This window comes from Helicobacter sp. T3_23-1056 (genome assembly GCF_053654535.1).
This window is the reverse complement of record NZ_JBSIUU010000009.1, coordinates 77,825-99,486: the sequence shown is the minus strand read 5'-3', so window position 1 is coordinate 99,486 and position 21,662 is coordinate 77,825. Positions and strand designations below refer to the sequence as shown.

General features: G+C 40.3%; 24 protein-coding genes, 1 tRNA gene and 2 pseudogenes. 11 read left to right on the top strand and 16 right to left on the bottom strand.

The features are described from left to right. Both ACWIUO_RS06505 and ACWIUO_RS06500 read left to right on the top strand, forming a co-directional pair. Positions 1-1,216 (top strand): annotated as a pseudogene (locus tag ACWIUO_RS06505) (hypothetical protein); the annotation flags it as partial. Between the two features lie 46 nt (positions 1,217-1,262). Continuing rightward, positions 1,263-2,144: a tRNA 2-thiocytidine biosynthesis TtcA family protein gene (locus tag ACWIUO_RS06500; protein WP_454177098.1), complete on the top strand. Its 882-nt coding sequence runs from the start codon at positions 1,263-1,265 to the stop codon at positions 2,142-2,144. Positions 2,145-2,350: 206 nt separating this feature from the next. Here ACWIUO_RS06500 and ACWIUO_RS06495 read toward each other — a convergent pair whose 3' ends face one another. The 3 genes from ACWIUO_RS06495 to ACWIUO_RS06485 all read right to left on the bottom strand — a co-directional run bounded on the left by ACWIUO_RS06495 (position 2,351) and on the right by ACWIUO_RS06485 (position 4,365). Further along, entirely contained in the window at positions 2,351-2,962 is a 612-nt protein-coding gene (locus tag ACWIUO_RS06495; RefSeq protein WP_454177097.1) for a hypothetical protein, read from the bottom strand. Positions 2,963-3,073: 111 nt separating this feature from the next. Next, the gene (locus tag ACWIUO_RS06490; protein WP_454177096.1) at positions 3,074-3,898 is read right to left on the bottom strand and encodes a hypothetical protein; all 825 of its coding nucleotides are present in this window, start codon (positions 3,896-3,898) and stop codon (positions 3,074-3,076) included. Between the two features lie 137 nt (positions 3,899-4,035). After that, positions 4,036-4,365, bottom strand: a complete 330-nt coding sequence (locus tag ACWIUO_RS06485; RefSeq protein WP_454177095.1) for a hypothetical protein — start codon at positions 4,363-4,365, stop codon at positions 4,036-4,038. A 146-nt stretch (positions 4,366-4,511) separates the two neighbouring features. Here ACWIUO_RS06485 and ACWIUO_RS06480 point away from each other — a divergent pair. Further along, a tRNA-Pro gene (locus ACWIUO_RS06480) sits at positions 4,512-4,589 on the top strand. 280 nt (positions 4,590-4,869) lie between these two features. On the opposite strand, the gene ACWIUO_RS06475 is transcribed toward ACWIUO_RS06480, so the two are convergent. Then, on the bottom strand, positions 4,870-4,998 hold the full coding sequence (locus ACWIUO_RS06475) for a hypothetical protein (protein WP_454177094.1): 129 nt from the start codon (positions 4,996-4,998) through the stop codon (positions 4,870-4,872). A 104-nt stretch (positions 4,999-5,102) separates the two neighbouring features. On the opposite strand from ACWIUO_RS06475, the gene ACWIUO_RS06470 reads away from it, so the two are divergent. Both ACWIUO_RS06470 and ACWIUO_RS06465 read left to right on the top strand, forming a co-directional pair. Then, a complete protein-coding gene (locus tag ACWIUO_RS06470) occupies positions 5,103-6,335 on the top strand; it encodes an ammonium transporter (RefSeq protein WP_454177093.1) in 1,233 nt (410 codons plus the stop codon). Positions 6,336-6,371: 36 nt separating this feature from the next. Beyond that, entirely contained in the window at positions 6,372-6,776 is a 405-nt protein-coding gene (locus tag ACWIUO_RS06465; RefSeq protein WP_454177092.1) for a hypothetical protein, read from the top strand. Between the two features lie 237 nt (positions 6,777-7,013). Here ACWIUO_RS06465 and ACWIUO_RS06460 read toward each other — a convergent pair whose 3' ends face one another. Next, positions 7,014-7,598: an acyloxyacyl hydrolase gene (locus ACWIUO_RS06460; RefSeq protein ID WP_454177091.1), complete on the bottom strand. Its 585-nt coding sequence runs from the start codon at positions 7,596-7,598 to the stop codon at positions 7,014-7,016. Beyond that, on the bottom strand, positions 7,571-7,765 hold the full coding sequence (locus tag ACWIUO_RS06455; protein WP_454177090.1) for a hypothetical protein: 195 nt from the start codon (positions 7,763-7,765) through the stop codon (positions 7,571-7,573). Before ACWIUO_RS06455 ends, ACWIUO_RS06460 begins: the two co-directional genes overlap by 28 nt. 244 nt (positions 7,766-8,009) lie before the next feature. Between ACWIUO_RS06455 and ACWIUO_RS06450 the strand changes: the two genes are divergently transcribed. Next, positions 8,010-8,207: a hypothetical protein gene (locus ACWIUO_RS06450; RefSeq protein WP_454177089.1), complete on the top strand. Its 198-nt coding sequence runs from the start codon at positions 8,010-8,012 to the stop codon at positions 8,205-8,207. Positions 8,208-8,270: 63 nt separating this feature from the next. Here the strand turns inward: ACWIUO_RS06450 and ACWIUO_RS06445 are convergent, their stop codons facing one another. The 7 genes and pseudogenes from ACWIUO_RS06445 to rplU form a co-directional block, all read right to left on the bottom strand. Next, positions 8,271-8,972: a tetratricopeptide repeat protein gene (locus ACWIUO_RS06445; protein ID WP_454177088.1), complete on the bottom strand. Its 702-nt coding sequence runs from the start codon at positions 8,970-8,972 to the stop codon at positions 8,271-8,273. Between the two features lie 21 nt (positions 8,973-8,993). Next, positions 8,994-9,569 carry a hypothetical protein gene (locus tag ACWIUO_RS06440; RefSeq protein WP_454177087.1) on the bottom strand — a complete coding sequence of 192 codons (576 nt, stop codon included), beginning with the start codon at positions 9,567-9,569 and terminating at the stop codon, positions 8,994-8,996. Positions 9,570-9,578: 9 nt separating this feature from the next. Further along, positions 9,579-9,833 (bottom strand): hypothetical protein, encoded by a 255-nt coding sequence (locus tag ACWIUO_RS06435; protein WP_454177086.1) that lies wholly within the window; start codon positions 9,831-9,833, stop codon positions 9,579-9,581. Positions 9,834-9,997: 164 nt separating this feature from the next. Next, entirely contained in the window at positions 9,998-11,206 is a 1,209-nt protein-coding gene (obgE, locus tag ACWIUO_RS06430) for a GTPase ObgE (protein ID WP_454177085.1), read from the bottom strand. Between the two features lie 80 nt (positions 11,207-11,286). Next, a complete protein-coding gene (locus tag ACWIUO_RS06425) occupies positions 11,287-11,793 on the bottom strand; it encodes a DUF2059 domain-containing protein (RefSeq protein ID WP_454177084.1) in 507 nt (168 codons plus the stop codon). 150 nt (positions 11,794-11,943) lie between these two features. Beyond that, a pseudogene (gene rpmA, locus ACWIUO_RS06420) lies at positions 11,944-12,189 on the bottom strand (50S ribosomal protein L27); the annotation flags it as partial. 299 nt (positions 12,190-12,488) lie between these two features. Next, the gene (gene rplU / locus ACWIUO_RS06415; protein WP_454177083.1) at positions 12,489-12,809 is read right to left on the bottom strand and encodes a 50S ribosomal protein L21; all 321 of its coding nucleotides are present in this window, start codon (positions 12,807-12,809) and stop codon (positions 12,489-12,491) included. Between the two features lie 273 nt (positions 12,810-13,082). Here rplU and ACWIUO_RS06410 point away from each other — a divergent pair, with 273 nt between their 5' ends. After that, a complete protein-coding gene (locus ACWIUO_RS06410; RefSeq protein WP_454177082.1) occupies positions 13,083-14,180 on the top strand; it encodes an NAD(P)-dependent alcohol dehydrogenase in 1,098 nt (365 codons plus the stop codon). Positions 14,181-14,376: 196 nt separating this feature from the next. On the opposite strand, the gene ACWIUO_RS06405 is transcribed toward ACWIUO_RS06410, so the two are convergent. Continuing rightward, positions 14,377-14,610: a hypothetical protein gene (locus ACWIUO_RS06405; protein ID WP_454177081.1), complete on the bottom strand. Its 234-nt coding sequence runs from the start codon at positions 14,608-14,610 to the stop codon at positions 14,377-14,379. 60 nt (positions 14,611-14,670) lie between these two features. Further along, the gene (locus ACWIUO_RS06400) at positions 14,671-16,530 is read right to left on the bottom strand and encodes a BspA family leucine-rich repeat surface protein (protein WP_454177080.1); all 1,860 of its coding nucleotides are present in this window, start codon (positions 16,528-16,530) and stop codon (positions 14,671-14,673) included. A 126-nt stretch (positions 16,531-16,656) separates the two neighbouring features. Here ACWIUO_RS06400 and ACWIUO_RS06395 point away from each other — a divergent pair, with 126 nt between their 5' ends. From ACWIUO_RS06395 to ACWIUO_RS06385, 3 genes are read left to right on the top strand one after another with little or no spacing between them, the layout of a single operon-like run. Further along, positions 16,657-17,895 (top strand): beta-1,4-N-acetylgalactosaminyltransferase, encoded by a 1,239-nt coding sequence (locus ACWIUO_RS06395; RefSeq protein WP_454177079.1) that lies wholly within the window; start codon positions 16,657-16,659, stop codon positions 17,893-17,895. A 26-nt stretch (positions 17,896-17,921) separates the two neighbouring features. Continuing rightward, positions 17,922-18,434 (top strand): hypothetical protein, encoded by a 513-nt coding sequence (locus ACWIUO_RS06390; protein ID WP_454177078.1) that lies wholly within the window; start codon positions 17,922-17,924, stop codon positions 18,432-18,434. Beyond that, entirely contained in the window at positions 18,407-18,589 is a 183-nt protein-coding gene (locus ACWIUO_RS06385) for a hypothetical protein (RefSeq protein WP_454177077.1), read from the top strand. The genes ACWIUO_RS06390 and ACWIUO_RS06385 overlap by 28 nt, the downstream gene beginning before the upstream one ends. Before the next feature lie 226 nt (positions 18,590-18,815). Here ACWIUO_RS06385 and gltS read toward each other — a convergent pair whose 3' ends face one another. After that, the gene (gltS, locus tag ACWIUO_RS06380) at positions 18,816-20,057 is read right to left on the bottom strand and encodes a sodium/glutamate symporter (RefSeq protein ID WP_454177076.1); all 1,242 of its coding nucleotides are present in this window, start codon (positions 20,055-20,057) and stop codon (positions 18,816-18,818) included. Positions 20,058-20,292: 235 nt separating this feature from the next. Here gltS and ACWIUO_RS06375 point away from each other — a divergent pair, with 235 nt between their 5' ends. Beyond that, complete coding sequence (locus tag ACWIUO_RS06375) at positions 20,293-21,570, top strand: agmatine deiminase family protein (RefSeq protein WP_454177075.1); 1,278 nt, start codon at positions 20,293-20,295, stop codon at positions 21,568-21,570. Positions 21,571-21,662: the final 92 nt, after the last annotated feature.

Sequence of the window (21,662 nt, the reverse complement as noted above, 5' to 3'; positions counted from 1 at the left end):
TTTTATCAATCCGCCCTATGCAGAACACGGCAATAAACGCTCTATAAGAAATGCAAACAATAGCGCAAAAATCGCTGTTGCCCAAGATTATAATACTTATAGAGAATATTCAAGCGAATTTGGCACTAGTATGCGCGAGCTTTTTGCGCAATTTTTTGTGCGAATTTATAAAGAGATTCCAAATTGTATTTTGGGGAGTTTTTCCACACCAAAGCATATAAACTCTCAAAATTTTAGTAAATTTAGGCAATTATTTAAGGCAAAATTTTTAAAGGGATTTGCCGTCCCGAGTTATACATTTGATAATGTGCCCGGCGCATTTCCTATCTGTTTTTTGGTGTGGGATTTAGGCAACAAGAAAGATATTAAAAAGATTCGAGTTCAGATTTTTGATGAAAACAATAAGAAAATTTGTAAAAAAAATTTCTATGTAGAAAATAAGTTTATTAGTGCGTGGCTTCGTAAATTTTATGACAAAAATAACGAAAATTTAGCTTGGTTGATTTTGCCCGGTGTGGATATGCAGATTCAAAACGGAATTTACATAACAAAACAACCCACACAAAGCGATATTAAACAACATAAATTAGCCCAAATTACCAAATATAATTTGATTCCATTTTGTGTATATTTTGCCGTCCGCCACGCTATCAAGGCTTCGTGGATAAATAATAAAGACCAATTTTTGTTTCCCAAAAATAAATGGCGACAAGACACAGAATTTCACAACGATTGCCTAGCTTTCGCGCTATTTTTTGGACAAAATAAAATCACTTCAAAAGATGGCATAAACCACTTTATCCCATTTAGCGAGCAAGAAGTCGGCGCAAAAGAAGCGTTTCAAAGCGATTTTATGGTGCGATTTATGGAGGGCAAAGTCAAAAATGGGACACTTCTTGACTGCTTTGTCCCAAATGAAAAAATGACTTTTTCAAGCGAGGCAAAAGCCGTTTTTAGCGCGGGATTAGAGCTATGGCGATATTATCACGCGCAGGCAAAATCTAGCGAAAAATACCTAAATGACGCAAGTTTGTATGACATAAAAGAGTATTTTCAAGGACGAAGCGAATCTAAAAACGGCAAGCAGGGCAAGCTAAACGCAAAAAGCGAGGATTCTCATTATAATGACTTGCTAGCAAACTTACGCCTAGCCCTAAATGATTTAGCCACAAAAATACAGCCAAAAATCTATGAATACGAATTTTTGCTAGAATGACTTAAATTAGATTTTGGCAAAATCTAAAATCCAAAAAGGCAATCAAATGACACAAAAAACCACTGCAAAAAAAGACATTTTGCAAGATAACCCCACACAAAAACAGCAAAAACAGCAAACACAACCAAGACAGCAAAAATCTACCCCAAACAAAAACTTGCCCCCACCAACCATAAGCAAAAAAATCCTAAATATCGTGGGGCGCACAAACGCAAAATATGGGCTTATAAAAGAGGGCGATAAGATTTTGCTAGGGCTTAGCGGGGGGAAAGACTCTACGCTACTAGCTAGCATTTTGGCGTATATGAAAAAGCACGCGCCTTTTAAGTTTGAGTTTAAAGCGATTACGATTGACTATGGACGCGGTGGGGAGTATGAGTGTATAGCGGAGTATTGCGAGGCAAATGAGATACCATATCAGCTTATTCGCACCGATATTTATAAGATTTTAGAAGAGCATAAAAGAGAGGGGACGATTTATTGTAGTTTTTGCTCGCGTATGCGGAGGGGTAGCCTCTATACGCAGGCGTTGCAAGGTGGGTTTAATAAAATCGCATTAGGGCATCACCTAGATGACGCAGCGGAGAGCTTCTTAATGAATCTTACCTTTAATGGTGCGTTGCGCTCGATGCCTCCCATCTATAAAGCGCAAAATGGGCTTTTTGTAATTCGTCCGATGATTTTTTTGCGCGAGAGGCAAATCCGTGATTTTATCGCAAATAATGGAATCTATATCGCCCCAGATTGCAACTGCCCGATAAATTGGCTACCAGAGGACAAGCGCCCAAAAGCACGCGCAAACACCAAAGAGCTACTAAGCACGCTAGAATCTAGCAATCCTATGCTTTTTAAATCCCTCCAAAATGCGTTTAAAAACCTGCACGCAAATAGTTTTTGTGATGAAAATTTTTTAGATAAACAAGAATAGAAATTTAAGATTGTTTGCATTGTGTGCGTTTGGTGGTGCGGTTTTGTGGCGTGAGTTTTACGACTTAGATTTTGGGGCTAAATAGATTTTTGCATTAAAATAGATTTTTGCAAAGCGAAGTGCAAAAAACACGCCAAAATTTATGCAACAAAATTTATGCAGTTTGTGTAGCGCGAAAAAATGCGCACAAAATCTAAGAACAAAATCTAAGAAGGGGGGATTTTAAAATATGTGTTTATTTCTTCTTGTGGATTTGTTAGGTATTCGATTTGTTGGGGGAATCTATCTTTTAGACACATCCAATGCGTGCGTTTGTGTTCGCTTGTCTTTAGCGTCATATCGGCAAACGCGACAAAGCCGTATTCGCTAGGGTCGATAGAAAAAACCTCTATGCCATTTGCTTGTGCGTATTCCCATAGTTCGCCGTTGTGATAAAACATATCATCAACCACTTCATAAAATCCCTCCTCGCCAAATTCCCTCTTTAGCCTCGCCATTTCTATGTCATCAAAAGAAATATAGATGATACACCGCTCACATTTTACAATAAATGCCTGCATATTTTGGGGATTTGCATTTGCGCTGTTGCTTTGCTTATGGGGTGGTTTAGATTGCTTGTTTGTGTGCTTTGTGGCGATTTTTATGGGGTTTTGTAGATTTTGGGGGCTTTGTTTTTTTGGTTGCGTGCTTGATTTGGTGATAGTTTGCGTGATTGATTGTGCGATATTTTGCGTGCTTGTTTGCATTATAGCTTGCAAGCAAAATCCAAAATCCACTATAAAAAACCCCATAAATGCAACAACAAAAATATGTTTCATAGATTTTGCTACCTTTATTTTAATTTATTTTGATTGATTTTGATTTGCTTTGATTTTGCTATGAGCTAGATTTTTCTACAAAATAGATTTTGCGCTTTTTGGCTACGCGTTTTATTGTTTTGCCTCTTTTTGCCCGCTTGCCCTAGCTTTGTTTATGCCTTTGGTGATTTCTTTTATCGCAGAGTCCATAGCCCTGCGCAACAAATACGCCCTATCTTTTGGCTCTAAATCGATTTTTTTGCCGATTTCTAGCACTTTTTTGCCTTTGATTTCCATTTGTGCATTTGCCCTAGCACTAAACCTTCTGCGCTCGCCATTGAAAAAATCTGGGACAAATTCTAGCTCGATTTTTACGCTCGCTTGCTTGGTATCTGTGGCGACAAATACGCCTTTTGTGGTGCTTTGCGTCATTTTGCTCGCATATCGCAGGCTTACCACATAGTTTTCTTGTAGCTCATCACATAAGTCATTTAGCCCTGCTAAAAGGGCTTGATTTGCCTCATCTTGCGTGATGCCTAGTGCATTTTGTGGCTCATTTTGCGTGGCATTTTCGTCATTATCGGCGTTTGTTGATTGTGTCTTGCTAGCGTTTTTTGGCTTTTTTGCTTTTTTGGGCGTTTCTAGCTCTTTTATGCCATCTTTTTGAGCGCAATCCTCGCAAGGCACATCATCTAAAAGCCCGATTACCACACTTTGGATTTTAGCGCATTGTCTTGGTGGCGGGTTTTCTTGTGGATTTTGCACGCTTGGCAATGCCCTGTATCCAAAGCAACCATTTAGCCCAAAAATACCTAGCAAACATACCGCAAACATAGAGCTGGTTGCAAGATTTTTGCTAGTTTGATTTTGTTTTGCAGAGGTTAGATTTTTGATGCGGGTTTTTATGGGATTTTTGAGGTTTAAGAGTCGGGCTAGCGTTGTCTTTGTGGGTTTCATTGTGCTTCCTTAGTTTTTAGAGTTTTTTAGGGTGTTTTTTGTGGTTTGGTAGATTTTGGATTAGTTTGATTTTTGCGTTTATTTGCGGATTTTATTTAGAAATCCTGCATTATACACTAAAAAATTAAGATTTTTATTTATGGATTTTGCATAGGATTTTTAGTAGCATTTTGCGTGGATTTATGTTTTTGGAGTTGTTCGCAGGCTTGCTTATCGCCCCTATCACACGCAGACTGCAAAAACTGCATAATCTGCAAAAGCTGGGCTTTGGTTTGTGCGTCTTGGGCTGAATCTATGGCTTGTGATTTTTGTTGGCTTTGTTGGGTTTGTAGTTTTTTGGCGCGCTCTTGGCTGATTTTTTCAAACTGCCATTTATACACAAAATACAAAATCACGCACATTATTATCATAAAAATAAAATCCGTGCTACGCACTCTTAGTTTTTTGCAAAAGTTACACCACGCCATTTTGGCACTCCTTTTATGGTTTTTGGATTTTAAGCAAAATCTAACCCAAAATTTAAGTTTTGAAATTTTCTAGCTCAAAATAAAAAACCAAAAATATGAAAATCATAAAATACTATTGTATAATAGCCGTTTTGATTTTTTGATAACGGAGTATGGCGCAGCCTGATTAGCGCGCACCCTTGGGGTGGGTGAGGTCGTGGGTTTGAATCCCGCTACTCCGACCACTATCAAACATTACATATCAAAATCTTATTTCACAAATCTCAAAATCCAAACATTGCTTTTCTAAACATTGCTTTATGAAAATCCAAACCAAATAAAGCCAAAAATAAATCAAAAACTCTCTTTATTTTTTATCTTAGCTTTTTTAGTAAGTTTATGTTTTTTTTTACCTTTTTTATTGCAGATTTTCTCATTTGTAAAATGATATTTTACCTTGCGTTATTTTTGCGATTTTTTCTTTTTTTCGCCACACAAAATTAACATATTTTTAACAAATTTTGATTATATTTCGCTTCGTAGCCGATGGGCTACCAACATTTTAGAATCTATATTACGATTGCTTTGTATGAGGCGTGTGAAATGCTTTGTATTGGCATTTGTAACCTCTACATACGACAAAAGTTTCTGCATTTATCCGCGCGACTTTTTAAGCTATTTAAAAGCATAAAATCGCACGACTTCACTTCAAAGCATTGTTAGGATTCTAGTTTGCTACAAAAGCAAAAAGGACAACAATGAATGCTATAAACACAAGTTTCATAATGCTATGCTCACTTTTAGTCCTGCTGATGACGCCTGCGCTGGCGATGTTTTATTCTGGTATGGTGGGGACCAAAAACACCCTAAATACCATAATGAACGGCTTTATCGTCTTTGGCGTGATTACTTTGCAGTGGATTATCGTGGGCTTTAGTTTAAGTTTTAGCGGGGATAATGCTGGCATTATCGGGAATTTAGAGAATTTCGCGCTTGCTGGGATTAGCGGGTTTAACGATGATGGCGTGCCAAATATCCTTTTTATGCTCTTTCAAATGATGTTTGCGCTTATCGCTTCAGCGATTATCACAGGCTCGCTTGTGGGGCGGATTAAGCTTGGCGTGCTGGTGGTGTTTTTGCTCGTTTGGAGCACGGTGGTGTATGACGCGCTCGCGCATATGATTTGGGGTGGCGGATTTTTAGAATCTAGAGGGAGCTTGGATTTCGCAGGTGGCGGAGTCGTGCATATTAGCTCTGGTGTGGCTGGGCTTGTAGGCGCGCTACTCGTGGGTGCGCGTAAAACTCCCGCTTCGACAAGCGGTGCGCATTCTGTGCCGTATGCGTTTTTGGGCGCGATTTTGCTTTTTATCGGCTGGCTAGGGTTTAATGCAGGTAGTGCTGGCGCGGTAAATGACATCGCGGTAAATGCCTTTATCGTAACGATTATTTCAGCGGCAAGCGGGTTTTTAATCTGGGTGCTACTTGAATGGATAAAGCACAAAAAACCAACGGTGCTAGGTGGCTTAAGCGGGCTTGTGGCTGGGCTTGTGGGGATTACCCCGGGAGCTGGGTTTGTGGGAATCTGGTCAAGCGTGCTAATCGGTATGATAAGCGCGCTGGTGTGCTACTTTGGGCTATTTTATATCAAATACAAACTCAAATGGGACGATAGCCTTGATGCGTTTTCACTGCACGGCATAGGCGGAATCTGGGGCGGTGTCGCTGTGGGGCTCTTTGCAAGTGGCGCGGTAAATCCTGACATAGTCGCAGATGGTGCTTTGGGCGAGGGGTTGCTTATTAGTGGCTCATTTGCGTTATTGTTGGAGCAGATTTTTGCTATTATCGTGTGCGTAGGATTGTCCGCGGTGGCTAGTTTTGTGATTTTTAAGGGGATTTCGCTTATAACGGATTTGCGCGTGAGAGATGACATAGAAGAAGAGGGGCTAGATGCGCGCTTGCACGGAGAGCAGGCATATAATATGAGCGAATAAGATTTTATAAAATCTTAAAAACGATTAGGGATACAAATGAAGTTTCGTTTTGGATTTTGCTTTTTGTGTGTTTTGTGGCAGGGGAGTGCGCTAGGAGGGGCGGTGTGTGAGTATAAGATAGACAAAGCAAAAGAGGGGGTAAAATCCTATCAATCCTACAAAAAAAGAGATGAGGACAAACTAGCAAAAGCAAAAAATGAGCTAGAATCTTTGCTAAAAAATTGCGATGATGAAGCGGTGCTAAAAGAAATGGAGGAATATATCGCCCACACAAAGCAAAAACTAGAATCTGCAAGGCAAAATCTACATCTAGCAATCCAAAGCAACGACACTCATCAAATAACCCAAGCAAAGCTAGCGCACAAAATCGCTCACATACAATACATAGCGGCTAGACAAGAGCAACTGCGATTAAAAGATTTGCTAAAATCTAGTCGCTAGGATTTTGCGACATAGATTGCTTTTTTGCAAACATTTGCAACAATGCTACAAAAACTTACAAAAACACAAAATCATTTTTTAGCATTGTGCCCTAAAATCTTGGTGCTACAAAATCTTGCATTTAAAAACTTGCTTACAAAATTCTGCATTTCAAAATCTTGTATTTTCAAATCCTACTTAAATACATTGTTTTTTTTATTTTTTGCACTCAAAATATCCGCGCTTATATTTTTGCGACTAAAACACATATCCGCTTGTGATTCCAAAGAAATTATGCCCGCTATTTGGGAGGCTTAAAGTGCCATTGCTAAAATGCTTGACAAAGATTTCAAAGCTAAAACTACGCCACAAATAGCCCACAAACACGCGCTCTCCAAAGGTGAAATTTGAGCCCACACGCAATTCGCCCTTGTTTTTGATATATGCACCGATGCCAAGCCCTGTGTAAAGATTGCCGTAGTTTTGGCTTACAAAAAGCGGGAGCAAAATATCCTCGCTAATCCCTGCAAATGCGAGATTTAACGCGCTGAAATTCGTTTTATCAAAGCCACGCCCAAAGCCAAAAAATCCGCCCAATTCGAGATTTAGCCGCCCGTGAATGCGAAAAAAGCGATTTGGTTGTGAATAGATAAATTCGACTTGATAGAGATTTTCAAAGCCTTTGCTTCGCACACTTGCGCCAAACTCTAACCGAATCGCATTTTGTTTGTCGCCAAATGCGGGATTTGTGGCAAAATATTGCGCTAGATTTTTTTGCGGTGCGGAATCTAAACTTGCAAAATCCGCTGTGGAATCTAATTTAGATTTTGCAGAATGCGACAAATTTGGGGGGGGGGGGAAATGATAGAATCATTTGCAGAATCTATCACATTTTGCGTGGATTTTGCGCTAGATTCTGTGATTTGCGGGTTAGATTCTAGTGTAGATTTTGGCGTAGATTGTGCGTTTAACGCGCTTATAAAAAGCAGTGCAAAAATCGCCCTAATCATTGTTTGCCACCCTTTGTGATTTTGCTCGGATAATGAAAAATAATGCAAATTAAATCCTGCACACAATAGCGATTGTAAGAAATGTGTCCGCATAGGCTACCTTTGCAGTGAAGTCAAAAATCAAACGCCACAAATGCTAAATCTAAAAAATTATTCTTTGTAAAAAATTGTAAAATACTTTGTGAATCGTGCAAAAAAGTGAAATTGTAGCAAAAATCAATGAGAATTTGCGGAATTTATCTCAATGGATTGTCCAAGATGTATTTCTACTGAAATAAAGGATTTTCCAGAGAGCGCAAATATAGTGGAGTATAATTTTGGAGATTTTATGTTTTATACGCACGCAAATGGGCAAGCCATACAAGCAAATATCCAAAAAATCATCGAGGGGGTAGGGCTAGATTTAGATGATTTTGAGATTGATGGGACATATCGTAAATAGACAAAATCTATGCCAAACTTTGCTAAAAAATAATCGGCATTAGGCGGAGAGGTATTTTGCTTTTTATTGCTTATTTAGGCTGTTGTATTGATTGCAAGCTGATTGATTCCCTAAATCACACGCTTTGCCAAAATATGATTTTGCACTTTGAATATCCTGTCTCATACCATCGCCATAGCGTAACAAAATCCCAATTTTATGACACCCATATTGAGAATTCTCTACTCCCATCTCACAAGCTTTTTTTAGGTAGTCAAAAGCTTTTTTATAATTCTGCCCTACACCTTTGCCCACACCAAAAATACCTCTTCCTTCAAGATAAATTTCACCTAATGTGTTACAAGCAAAGATTTGCAATTCTTTGTTTTTGTTTTGGTTGCATTTTGTGTCTAATATTTGCAGGGTTTCCATATTGCCACTTTTGTAATGCAAGTATGGGAAATAGTTGTATGAATACTCATTTCCTAAGCTAATGGATTTTTTAAAATATTCCATTGCTTGATTATAATCACCTATTTTTGTATAGACAGCCCCTATGGAATTGCACGATTTAGGACACCAGCCATCAATCCCTATGCTTTGGCAAGTTGCCACGCATTCTTTTAGGCTAGAGAGTGCATTGCTCTCAATGAGGATTTGACACGCTTTTTTGTTGTTTTTTTCTATACATTCTATGGTTTGCTCTATGGATTGACTATTTGATTCATCAGCATAGAGTAGATTTATGAGTGTTAATGCAATTAACAAAATTTTAAAAGATTTCATTTGGACTTCCTTATATTTAGGTTATGGGCAGAGAAAAAATATAGCTTCTTGGTCATATCTATCGATGCTGTATGAGTTGGTTACAGGTGTGCTAGAGCGTGTTGTAGAAACCCCTGTGCTACTCCCGCTACCATAGGCGTAGCCACCAGAGCCATAAGCGTTAGCATTACTATTGGTTGTTGTCGTAGTGGTCGAATATGTCGGCACAAAGGTAGTGTAAGTGCCACTTATTGTTTTATCAAATATTGTAAGAGTAAGATAGAAATTTGCCCCTACTTTTTCAGCTGCTTCTGTTGGATTATTTTCTTTGTTTAGAGGACCTAAAAAGCTACTTGTGCCTATAATAGAGCAATTATAATAAAACACAAGTCGGTTTGTATCTGCTTCTAATTGTGCGACACTATTAGAATCTATGCCTTTGATTTGACTTGGATAGTCATAACTAGATTTTGCTGTAGCCACTTGTTCGTGCGTCATACTTGGCTCATAAAATTTCACAAATCCATTTTCCCCACCGCCAAAAAAGCTACAACCACATAGTAAAAATAATGTGCTTACTACGCTTAAAATTAACATTAAGGTTTTTGATTTTCGCATAGTTACTCCTTATTTGACTTTTAAATCTATTTCTAAATCAAAAAATTCAATAAGGATATTTACAAGATAGGTGGCACTTTGTTTATCAAGCTGTATTTGTTGGCTTTTTTGATTTGGGTTTTGCCTGTTTTCTCTGCCATAAGTATCAAGTTGGAAATACTTTTCTCCGTTTTGTGTAAAACCAAAACACTCTCCCTTGCTTACAGGTTCTTGTTTTTTGCCTTTTTTATTTGATAGGTATTGAAGTTTTTGTATCATTGCCATTGCAAATCCTCCTTGAATGAAAAATTTAAGCAATTCTACCCCCCCCCCTGCTTAAAGTTTGCTTAAAAGCCAAAAAGACAAATCAAAAATATGTCTTGGCAAGGTTTAAAAAATACGGTTAAGGCTTGTGAAGTTTTTGTAAGATTTATGGGGATTTTGGGGAGTTAGAATTTTTGTGTGTTTGATTGTGGATTTTGCAATGCGTTGCAAAGCGCGCTAACAAGCGCATTGAGATTGTGCCTTGTAATCGCAGAGATTGGCAGGATAAACGCAGGTTTGGCAAAATCCACGCTACTAAAACCTGCGCTCATAAAATCCGCATTGGTAAAATCCGCGCTACTAAAATCTAGCCCAAAATATTTCGCGCTAGATTCTGCATTTTGCGGATTTCGCGCTTGTTTTTGCGATTTATTTTGCGGATTTTGCGCTTTATTTCGCGCTAGATTCTGTGGGTTTGGCAGGGCGTCAATCTTGCTAAGCGCGATTCCATAGGGGCGTGTGGCTAGCGTGCTTGAGTAGGATTTTAGCTCGCGCCTTAGGTTTGCAAACTGCGCCTCCACGCTTAAACCCCCATCAAATCCCGCCCGCGTGCAATCAAGCACAAAAAGCAAAAACTTCGTGCGCTCGATGTGTCGCAAAAACTGCAATCCTAGCCCCTTGCCCGCACTTGCCCCATCGATTATGCCCGGAATGTCAGCCATCACAAAAGAATCTACCCCATTAAAACCTTTAGGATTTTCGCCCACCTCCACCACGCCCAAATGCGGTGTAAGCGTGGTAAATTCGTAGTTTGCCACTTCGGGTTTGGCGTTTGAGAGCGTGGAGATGAGCGTGGATTTGCCGACATTTGGGTAGCCCACTAAGCCCACATCAGCGATGAGCTTTAGCTCTAATTTTATGTGGCGAGACTGCCCTGCTATGCCTTTTTGAGCGTAGGTTGGGGCTTGGTTTGTCGCGGTTTTAAAATGCGCATTGCCTAAGCCCCCTTTGCCTCCCTTTAGCGCGACAAATTGCGCGTTTTCGCCTTTGGTAGCATTGCTAAAATCCTTGTCAAAATCGCACAAAACCTCCCCGCTCTCAAAATCGCTAATTTGCGTGCCAAGCGGGACTTTGATGATACAATGCGCCCCACTTTTGCCCGCGCATCGCTTAGGCTTGCCAGATTCGCCATTTTGGGCTTTGTGGTGCTTTTTGCCGCGAAAGTTTGCTAGCGTGTGGGCGTTGTTATCCACTTCAAAGATTATATCGCCACCCCTGCCACCATCGCCACCATCAGGTCCGCCTTGTATGACGAATTTTTCTCTGCGGAAGCTCACGCACCCAGCCCCGCCATTGCCCGAAGTGATAAAAATATCTACGCTATCGACAAACATTTCTAAATCCTACAAATGAGATTTTGCATTCGCGCTTTGTTGATTTTGGTTGCTTTATCGCTTGCTTGCGCGTCTAGATTTTAAAATCTCATTGTTGCAAAATCGCTTGAAATTTTTGCTGAAAAATTGGGGAGGTGCTTTTGGAGGATTTGTATCATTAGCGGGGTTAAGTCCTCTTTTACCATTGCGACTTGCATTTTAGCGAGCTTGCGCCCAAGCGGTGTTTGGTAAAATTTGATAAGCTCTTGCAAATCGCTAAGAGAGAGATATTTTTTGTAAATGCTCGGCAGGAGGGCTAGCATATCATTATACGCGCCACTCATATATTCGTTGTAGGCTTGGGCGATTTGGGCTTTTTGTGCCTTGCTAAGTTTGTTGCCATACTCCGCATAGAGCGCGTTTAGGGCTTGTTTGTCATCAAGCATTTGATTTAGCGCGGCGTTAGCTTGCGAGACATTGAGAAAGCGCATTAGCGCGTCTTCATATTCATCGGCATTCGCTACGCTAAGCCCTGCAAATAGCACGGCACATACAAATGTGCGAAAGAGGCAAACGCCATTCAAAGTGAGTTTTTTACACTTTTTCATTATGCGTTGGCGCGAGTTTTACGCCTTTGTCGCTTTTGCGCTTGTTTTTGCCACACTCTTTGAAGCTGGCTTTTTGGCTGGAGTGGCTTTTGTGTTTTGTGCTGTCTTGGTAGTCTGCGCGCTTTGGGCTAGTTTTACATCGCCTTGCGCTATCACAGAGACTTTTTTGCGTAGTTTTGATTTTTGGCTAAATTTCACCACGCCATCGATAAGCGCGAAAATCGTGTGGTCTTTGCCGATGCCGACATTATCGCCTGCGTGGATTTTAGTCCCTCGTTGGCGGACTATGATATTGCCCGCTCGCACAAATTGTGAGCCAAATTTCTTAATCCCTAGTCGGCGTCCTGCTGAGTCGCGGTTGTTTTGGGTGCTACCCTGTCCTTTTTTGTGTGCCATTTTGTCATCTCCTTTGTATTAAGTTTGGTTGCGCTTAGTTTTTTAGCTCTTTTTTTTTGGGGGGGGGGGGGCGTTTTTAGAGAATCTAGATTCTGCAAAACTTGTCTTAGTGGCTTTGCTTGATGAATTGCTGCATTTTATCTATGCTTGCTATCCACGCTCATTATCCGCGCTCGCCACTAAGACACCCTAAATCCAAAAATCCTTCGCGCGTTTATTGCCCTTTGAAATCATTATATTTCAAAATGCGTCTTTTGCAAACCAAGTTTTTGTGTTTGCTGTGCTTTAAATCCTAGAATCTACCCTGCGATAGCTACGATTCTCACTCGTGTAAAATCCCGCCGAAATCCGCGCTTTGTCTTGCTGTCTTTGCGTCTGCGCTTCTTAAAGGCGATGATTTTCTTGCCTCTGCCCTCGTTTATGACTTCTGCTTGCACTTTCGCGCCTTTTAGCAAAGGCGTGCCAATGCTTAGCTCCTTGCCATTATGCAGGGCTAGCACTTCGTCAAATTCTAGCTTGTCTTTTGGCTCTTTGCCAAGTTTGTCAAGTAGCAAAATATCGCCCTGCGCGACTTTATACTGCTTGCCACCATTTTTAAATATCGCATAATTTTCGCCCATCGCGTATCCTTCAATTTGGAAATAAAAAAACGCACATTTTACCTCAAAAATATTTAATTTAAGCTTTATTTAATCAAAAATTATGCGTATTTATTTGCATTTTGATTTTGCTAGATTCTGCATTTTCACAAGTTTTATCAAAAATTTTTTGCAAAATTTTTCACAAAAACCCTTGACTTAGAGTTGCTATCAGGTTTTATAATTGCGTTTGGATTTTTGGTTTCACTTGAAATCTTACTAAAAATCCAAAAATTTCATTTGAAAGGATAAGAAATGTTACTAGATTCAAACTTAGAGGAAGTCAAAAGCGGAGCGCGCATAAGCGCGAAAGGTTTCGCCGTAGCGCATAAAAGCGATAGTTTCAAGCCCTTTGATTTTTCGCGCCACGCGCTAGGGCAGGGCGATATTTTGATAGAAATTCTCTACGCGGGAATCTGCCACAGCGACATTCACAGCGCACGAAGTGAATGGCGAGAGGGAATCTACCCAATGGTGCCAGGGCACGAAATCGCAGGGCGTGTAGTCGCCGTAGGAAGCGGGGTGCAAAAATTTAAAGTCGGCGATTACGCAGGGGTAGGCTGTATGGTAAATGCGTGTGGCGAATGCGAGGCGTGTAAGCAATCTCAAGAGCAGTTTTGTATGAGTGGCGCGGTTTTTACTTATGATTGTATCGATAGATTCCACGACAATGCGCCCACCTTTGGCGGATATAGCAACAATATCGTGGTAAGCGAAAAATTTGCCGTTGTCGTGCCAAAGGACGCGCCACTAGATAAAGTCGCGCCACTGCTTTGCGCGGGAATCACAACCTATTCGCCACTAAAATTTAGCAAAGTCAAAGCGGGGGATAAAGTAGGCGTAGCGGGATTTGGCGGACTTGGCGTAATGGCGTTAAAATACGCAATTCAAATGGGCGCGGAAGTGAGCGTGTTTGCACGAAACAAAAACAAAGAGCAAGACGCGCTAAAAATGGGCGCAAAGGCACTCTACACGACTGACAATCTCGCGCAAGTCAAAGAGCGATTTGATGTCATCATCTCTACGATTCCCACAAAATACGAGCCTATGGAGTATGTGAATCTTTTGGCGTATGGCGGGGATTTTTGCGTGGTGGGGTTGCCACCAAGCGAGGTAATGCCAAATATTAGCCTCTCATCGCTTGTCTTTGCGGGACATAGGCGTGTGTATGGCTCAGTAATCGGCGGAATGAAAGAAACGCAAGAAATGCTAGATTTTAGCCTAAAGCACGGCATTTACCCCGAGACTGAAATCATTAGCGCAAATGAGGGCGCAATCGATGAGGCGTATGAGAAGCTTACCACAGGGAAGGCGAAGTTTAGGTATGTAATCGATATGGAGACGCTGAAATAAACTAATGTGCGTTGTCTCTTTGACGCTTTCGCGGGATTCTTCGCGCTCAAGCACTCAATGAACGCTCTAGTTCTATTTCGTGCTTTCGCGCTCGAAAACCCACGAAATCGCCTAAAGATACTTCCGCGCAAGTCGCTTGTCATTTTCTGCAACTACTTCGATTGTGATTTGCGCGAATCAAAGCGTAATTTTTTCGTCATTGCGAGGGAGCGAAGCAATCCACGCTTTTATTGTCATACTGAGCGAAAAGCGTAGCTTGTAGCGAAGTATCCAAACCACGCGAATCTAAAAACAAAACGCCGTGTGATTTGGATTCTTCGCTACACTCACTGCGTTCGTTCCGCTCAGAATGACAAAATATTAAATTTTCGTCATTGCGAGAATCTGCGTAGCAGATTCGTGGCAATCCAAAACATACAAATCTAAACAAAAAGCACAATCAATAACCCAAAATTAAATCAATAATTTGCATTTAGATTTTGCGTAATTTTCACTCCAAAAAGCCCTTTAAATTCTCATAATCCTTGCTTTCAAGCACTTTTTTAAATTGAGCAAAGTCTTTTTTGGATTCGTTGTAGATTGCCTTATACGCAGGGCTTTCATCATCGACATAGCTTAAAATTTGCAAACCATAAAAATACAAAGCTATGCTGCGTGTGGGCGTATCATCATCTAGCCACATAGGGAAGCCAAGCTTTCGCAAACCATTTAACGCCTCTTCAAAATACTTATCTTGTAAATCCCCGCTACTTATCAAAGTAAGGCTAAGATAATCAATCCCATAATGTAACCCCGCTAACTGCTCTAATTCAAATTCTTCTGGCTCAAATTCTTTTTCTGCGGTGCAGGGATTAGGTTCAGTGCAGGATTGTAAAATGCTTTGTTTGAGATCTATCATTTGCGCTTTGTCTGGCTTTTTGGCAAGTTCGTAGGCTTTTTTGAGTTTAGCGATTTTTTCATCGCTTATTTTTTTGTAGTAATCATTAGCATTGTGAAGCCGATAGTCGCCGTCTTTGTAAATGACATTGAGAGCGTTTTCAAGCAAAGTTGGCGTGAGTTTGTCGGGCGATTTTGCGCCACCGCTTAAATTTAGCGCGAAAATGTCATCAACTGCCTTTTGTGCTGAATCTTTGGCACGCTTTTGCATATTAACAAACCACAACGGCGGATTTTCCTCCATATAGAGCGCACCCATAAACATATCGGTAGTATTGCAATCCTTTCTTACCTTCCATTTGTTTAAATCCTGCGCAAACTCATCTGCGCCGTAAAACATTTTTGACATATCTTTAACTTTGGTTACATTCCATTTATCAATGGGCGAATTAAAATACCTTGCAAAAGAAAACATTCCCCGCATACTCGTTACGCTTGAAGTGTCCCATTTATCAAGCCTTAACTCCGCTCCGCCTATATCTGCAAACATATAGTCCATATCTTCAACCTTTGAAGTGTCCCATTTATCGATGAAATGGATAGCGTCATCAAAATGCGCCGCACCCCTAAACATAAATTTCATATCACGCACACTTGAAGTATCCCATTTTTCCAAACCATTATAATGTGGTCGCATTGAGTATTGAAACAAAAATGCCATAGAAGTGATAGCCGAAGTATCAATGTCGCCCAAATCTATGCTGAAATCATTAACAAGGGCTTGCAACTGAATTTTATCTTGCGGGAAGTATTTAAAGCCTTTTGGGGATTTTGGCATAGATTTGATAATCTCATCGCTTATGGGCTTTGAAAACTTGCTAAAATCAAGGGGCAAAGGGTTTTGGGTAATTTCATCTTGAGACGAAACTTTTTCTGTGCTTTCATAATACTTTTGCGGGAAAAGCGTTGCATAAAGTGGCTCTGGGGCGAGATACACAAGCGGGGCTAATACCAAAAAGCCCAAAAAAATGCTAGGGATTTTTGATGCAAACTTTTGAATCCAAGTTAAGATAAACGCGATGAGCGTTAAGAGGATTAAAGCACAAGCACCTAATGTCGTTACCACAGGGACAGCTTGTGCGTTTATGCCTTGCTCGTTTGAGATACTTATAAGCACTTCTTGCAGTGTAGATTCATCAAATGCGCCTACAAAAAAGAGTATCCAAAGCACACCAAAAAGCGCGAAAAAGCCATAAGCAAAACACACGCCCACCCTAAAAGTCTGCTTTTGTGAGAGTAGCACGAGCGCGACTACGCCCACAATGCCAAGCCAAAATTCTGGCAAAATCGCCCCTGCATACATTTTTGCCACAATGACATAAAGCGCAAAAAGCGCGAAAGCAACCCACTTGCAAACCTTTTGCGCGGTGCTAAATGCTAAATTTGAGCTATCTAAAATCTTATTTAAATCCATAATTTTCTCCATTAAATTTTACTTTGTAAAACGCGATTTTGGATTCTGTGGCGATAAAAAAGGGTAATTATACTTTAAAAATTGGTTACAATCACGCTTTAAATTTTTCTTTTAATGAGGTGCAGAGTGCTAGATTACGCAATCTTTCTAACCAAACGAATGATTTTGCAATTTTTATGCAATTTTATTCCATTTGGCAAGTATCGCAGAAAAGCTAGAAACGCGGTTTTTGATAAATATTGTAGCGACAAAATCATCACGCTTGACAAAATCGATTCACACTTGCCACATGAAGTTTTAGCACAAATCAACGCACATACTAATGAATATTTCATCACTAAAAACCGCGCAGTTCCTATAAATGCGGAAATCGAGAGAGAGAGAGAGAGGGGGGGGGGGAATCTACTAGATAAAATCCAAAGCGATAAAAAACACGCACAAGATTTACGCCACAAAAACACTAAAAACTTCATAAACTACGCAAACTCTACAAATCAAGCAAATCTAGCCAAAAATCCACACAAGATTCCACAAAAGACGCATTTTGGCTACTTTGACTTTGATAAAAACGCACAAAATCCTAAATCCCCGCTAAATCCTTGGGCTTTTATAAGAGTTTGCAACGAAGCCATTACCTTGAAAGCGTGTTTAGAAAGCATTTTACCCGCTATTCAGCGCGGTGTTATTGCCTATAATGACTGCACGGATGGTAGCGAAGAAATCATACTAGATTTTTGTGCCAAATATCCTTCGTTTATCCCTGCGAAATATCCGCACCACATTGAGATTCACACCCCAAAGGCGCAAGAAAATATGCTGCATAATTACTATAATTTTGCCCTATCATTTATCCCCAAAAATCAGTGGCTTATCAAAATCGACTGCGACCATATCTATGACGCAAAGAAGCTGTATAAAGCGTTTTACTTGCCAAAAAAGTGTTATGAAAGGCTAGTAATCGCACGAATCGACACGCTAATCAAAGATAATAGCGTATTTATCCGCTCAAACGCACAAGGTAATTTTTGGAATGTCGGCACAGACCATTGGCTAATCTGCAACAATGGACTACGCTTTAATGTGTGGTTTCCCGATAAAGAGCGTAAATTATTTTATGAAGGCTTGTTTTATAGACCAGCACGAATCACATACCACACAGAGCTAAATAACTATCATTTCCCATTTATTAAAAATTCTCGCGCTAGTGGCAATGAAAATGCGATTAAAAATGCTTTTACGCTAGATGAAATTCGCCAAAGCGATTTGGTTGGCACACGAATCGACCCTGAAATGCTTGATGAAAATAAAATCTTGCAAATTTATGATAATTTTGATTGGAGCAAGGCAAACTACAAAAAGCCCTAAATCTAAGCCTTGCCTAGTCATTGCGAGTGGATTTATCAACAATCCGCTTAGCAATCCAAAACCACGCTCTAATTGCTTGCAATGATATTGAAAATTCTCACAATGACAAGAAAATAGATTGCCACGAATTTGCTAGCGCAAATTCTCGCAATGACAGCGTTGCAAATTTTTTCAATGACAGGATTTCTGCTTCCATTGTGGATTGGCACATTTCTTATTCCACTTCCATTGCGGAGGGGGCTTTTAATCTCGCACTCAAATCGTCATTGCGAGAATCTGCAATTTTGTTAAAAGTTGCAGATTCGTGGCAATCCACAATGCAAAATAAGCAAAATAGATTGCCACGCAGTTTCGATTCTAAAGAATCCAAACTGCTCGCAATGACGATAAAGATTCCCCCTCCCTTGCGGAGGGGGTTTGGGGGGTGGGTAGATTTGTCATTGAGAGAATTTGCGACTTTGTCGTTGAAGGTTACATTACCGTCATTGCGAGAATTTGCGCTAGCAAATTCGTGGCAATCTACTTTGCTTATATTGTAGTGTGTATCGCCACGATTCTACGCTATGCGCAGAATCTCGCAATGACAGCTAATGTAAATTCTATCAATGACAGGATTTCCCCTCCGCAATGGAGGGGGCTTTTAATCCCACAAGTAAATCATCATTGCGAGAATCTGCAACTTTGTAAAAAGTAACATTTGCGTGGCAATCCCTTAGTAGCCTTTGTCAAATGCGTTTTTTTAAATCGCTTTATTTTTTTTCGCAATCCTGCAAAATCTAGCGCAAATCTTTCTTTTAGATTCGTGCTTTTTTGGATACTTCGGACTATGCGTTTTAGTATGATAGATAATAGATTGTCATAAAAATCTTGCGGATTTTTACAGCGTTTTTTGGCTAAATCTAGCTAAAAATACGCAAAATCTACCCACTGATAAATGCGCTAAGTGTGCTTTGTATCACGATAGCGTTGATAATGTCGATAAAAAAAGCACCTGTCAAAGGCACGATGATAAAAGCGATATGGCTAGCCCCATAGTGCGAAGTAACGGTCTGCATATTTACCATAGCCGTAGGTGTAGCCCCAAGCCCAAATCCACAATGCCCCGCTGCCAAAACCGCCGCATCATAGTCCCTCCCGCAAAATCTAAATGTAACAAATATCGCATACAACGCCATAGCAATCGATTGTATAGACAAAATCACAAGCATAGGCAAGGCTAACGCCACTAGCTCCCACAGATTTATACTCATCATCGCAAATGCCAAAAATAGTGAGAGGCTGACATTGCCGATGACAGAGACTTCTCTATCAAAAACCTGATGGATTTTTAGCGCGCTTAAAAGATTTCGCAACACTACGCCACAAAATAAACAATACACAAAAGTAGGCAAATTTAGCCCTTGACTCTCGCCAAAGTAACTGCGCTCAAAGCCCTTTAGCATCGTGCCAATAAGCAGGCAAATCGCAATTAGGGCTAGTGATTCTACAAAACTTGTCGAAGTGATAAGCCTCTCTTTTGTCGGGGCTTCAAATCCGCTTAGGTTTTCCTCTTGTTCGCGTGCTTTTGGGACTTTTAGCTTGTAGCGTTTGACTAAAAATCTAGCCACAGGACCACCGATAATCCCACCCATAATAAGCCCAAAAGTAGCACACGCCATCGCCACTTCCGTAGCCGCGCTAAAATGATATGGCGCGGCTTTAAAAATATCTGCCCAAGCCGCTCCCGTGCCGTGTCCGCCACTCATTGTGATTGAGCCTCCGAGCAAGCCAATAAGCGGATTTACCCCCATAAGATATGCCGTGCCTATGCCAATGATATTTTGCAAAAAGAGCAACCCGCACACAAATACCAAAAAAATAACAAGTAATTTTCCGCCTTTTTTTAGCGAAGCAAAATCCGCACTTAGCCCCACAGAAGTAAAAAACGCAAGCATTAGCGGGTCTTTTAGCGAGCTATCAAATCTAAATTCTATTTGCATAAATTTATAAAGCAAAAAAATCAAAATCGCAGCGATAAGCCCACCCACCACAGGTTCAGGGATATTATAATCACGCAAAAACTTTATCCTAGCGATGATAAATCGCCCCAAAATCAGCACCGCCACCATCACCACCAGCGTGGAGTAAAAATCAAAGCTAAAAATATTGATAGTAGAATCCATATTGCCACCTTTCTTAACACAAAGTTTCTTAACACAAAGTATGAAAAATTTAGATTTTAACACACGCAAGGTAAATGCGTTGAGGGATTTGGTTTGGGGACTAGCAAAGTAGCACAAAGCCAAAAGCAAAACAAAGTCAAAACAAAGACAAACAAAACCAAAGACAAAAGCAAAAATAAAGCGAGTAGATTTAAAATGTTATAATGCGTTTTTAGATTTTTACAAAGGAGCGTTTATGTCCATAGCTAAGCCAAATAAGCAAAATCTATCAAATGCCTTGCCCCAAAATATCTCACAACCAAAATCACAAAACACTACGAAAGCACAAACACCGCAAACAATATCGCAAAACACAGGGGCAAATCCTCTCTCAAATCGCTTGCAAAAAAATCTACGACTAAAAGCAGAATGGGAAAAGCAAGATTCTATTTTGCTTTCATTTCCGCACGCAAATAGCGATTGGGCGGGCAAGATTGATGAGGCTAGGGAATGTTTTGTGGATATTATTAGAGCGATTAGCGAGTTTGAAAAAGTCATTATTTGCGTGGATACGCACGATTTTGATGGGTTTTTGTATTTGCAAAAAGCGTTTGGCAAATCTAGTGGCATCACAAATCGCAATGATTTTGAAACGCTAAAAACATTTGATTTAAATGAAAAAATAACCCTTGTCTTTGTGAGGACAAATGACACTTGGGCGCGAGATTTTGGAGCTATCACGCTAGAATTAGATTTTGAAAAAAAACACTCTTTGCAAACATATTTTAGGCAAACGCACTCTAAGCAAGCGCATTTTAGGCAAACACAACTTATAGATTTTGTATTTAATGGCTGGGGAGGGAAATACCGCGCAGATTTTGACAACCAAATCAACCAAAATCTTGCAAAAGAGGGGATTTTTACCTCTCCATTGACTTCGCTAGATTTTGTGCTAGAGGGCGGGAGTATCGACACTGATGGCGCAGGCACGATTCTCACCACAAGTGCTTGCCTGCTAGAAAAGCATAGAAACCCACATTTAAACAAAGCACAAATAGAATCAAAATTAAAAGAATATTTGGGGGCTAGTCGCGTGCTGTGGGTGGATTTTGGGTATTTGCGTGGCGATGATACAGATAGCCATATCGATATGCTTGCGCGGTTTATAGATTCTAGCACGATTGCATACATTGGCTGTGATGATAGGGCTGATGAGCATTATGAAGAGTTATCAAAAATGCAAGCACAGCTAAAATCCTTTCGGCAGGAAAATGGAGAGCCTTATAATCTTGTGCGATTGCCTTTTGTCGGCGCGATTTATGATGAAAATAATGAGCGATTGCCCGCTAGCTATGCAAACTTTTTGTTTGTAAATGGAGGGCTATTAGTCCCCATTTATGATGATAAAAATGACAAAAAAGCCTTAGAGATTTTGGCAAACGCACTGCCACATTTGCGCGTGGTGGGGGTAAATGCACGCACTCTTATCAAATGGCACGGAAGTTTGCATTGTATAAGTATGCAGCTGTATTAGGGTTTGTGATTTTGCTAAATCTAGCCAAAATCTAACAAAGCGTAAAACCAAGCAAAAAAACAAAGTTTTAAAAAATAAAGCGCAAAACCAAA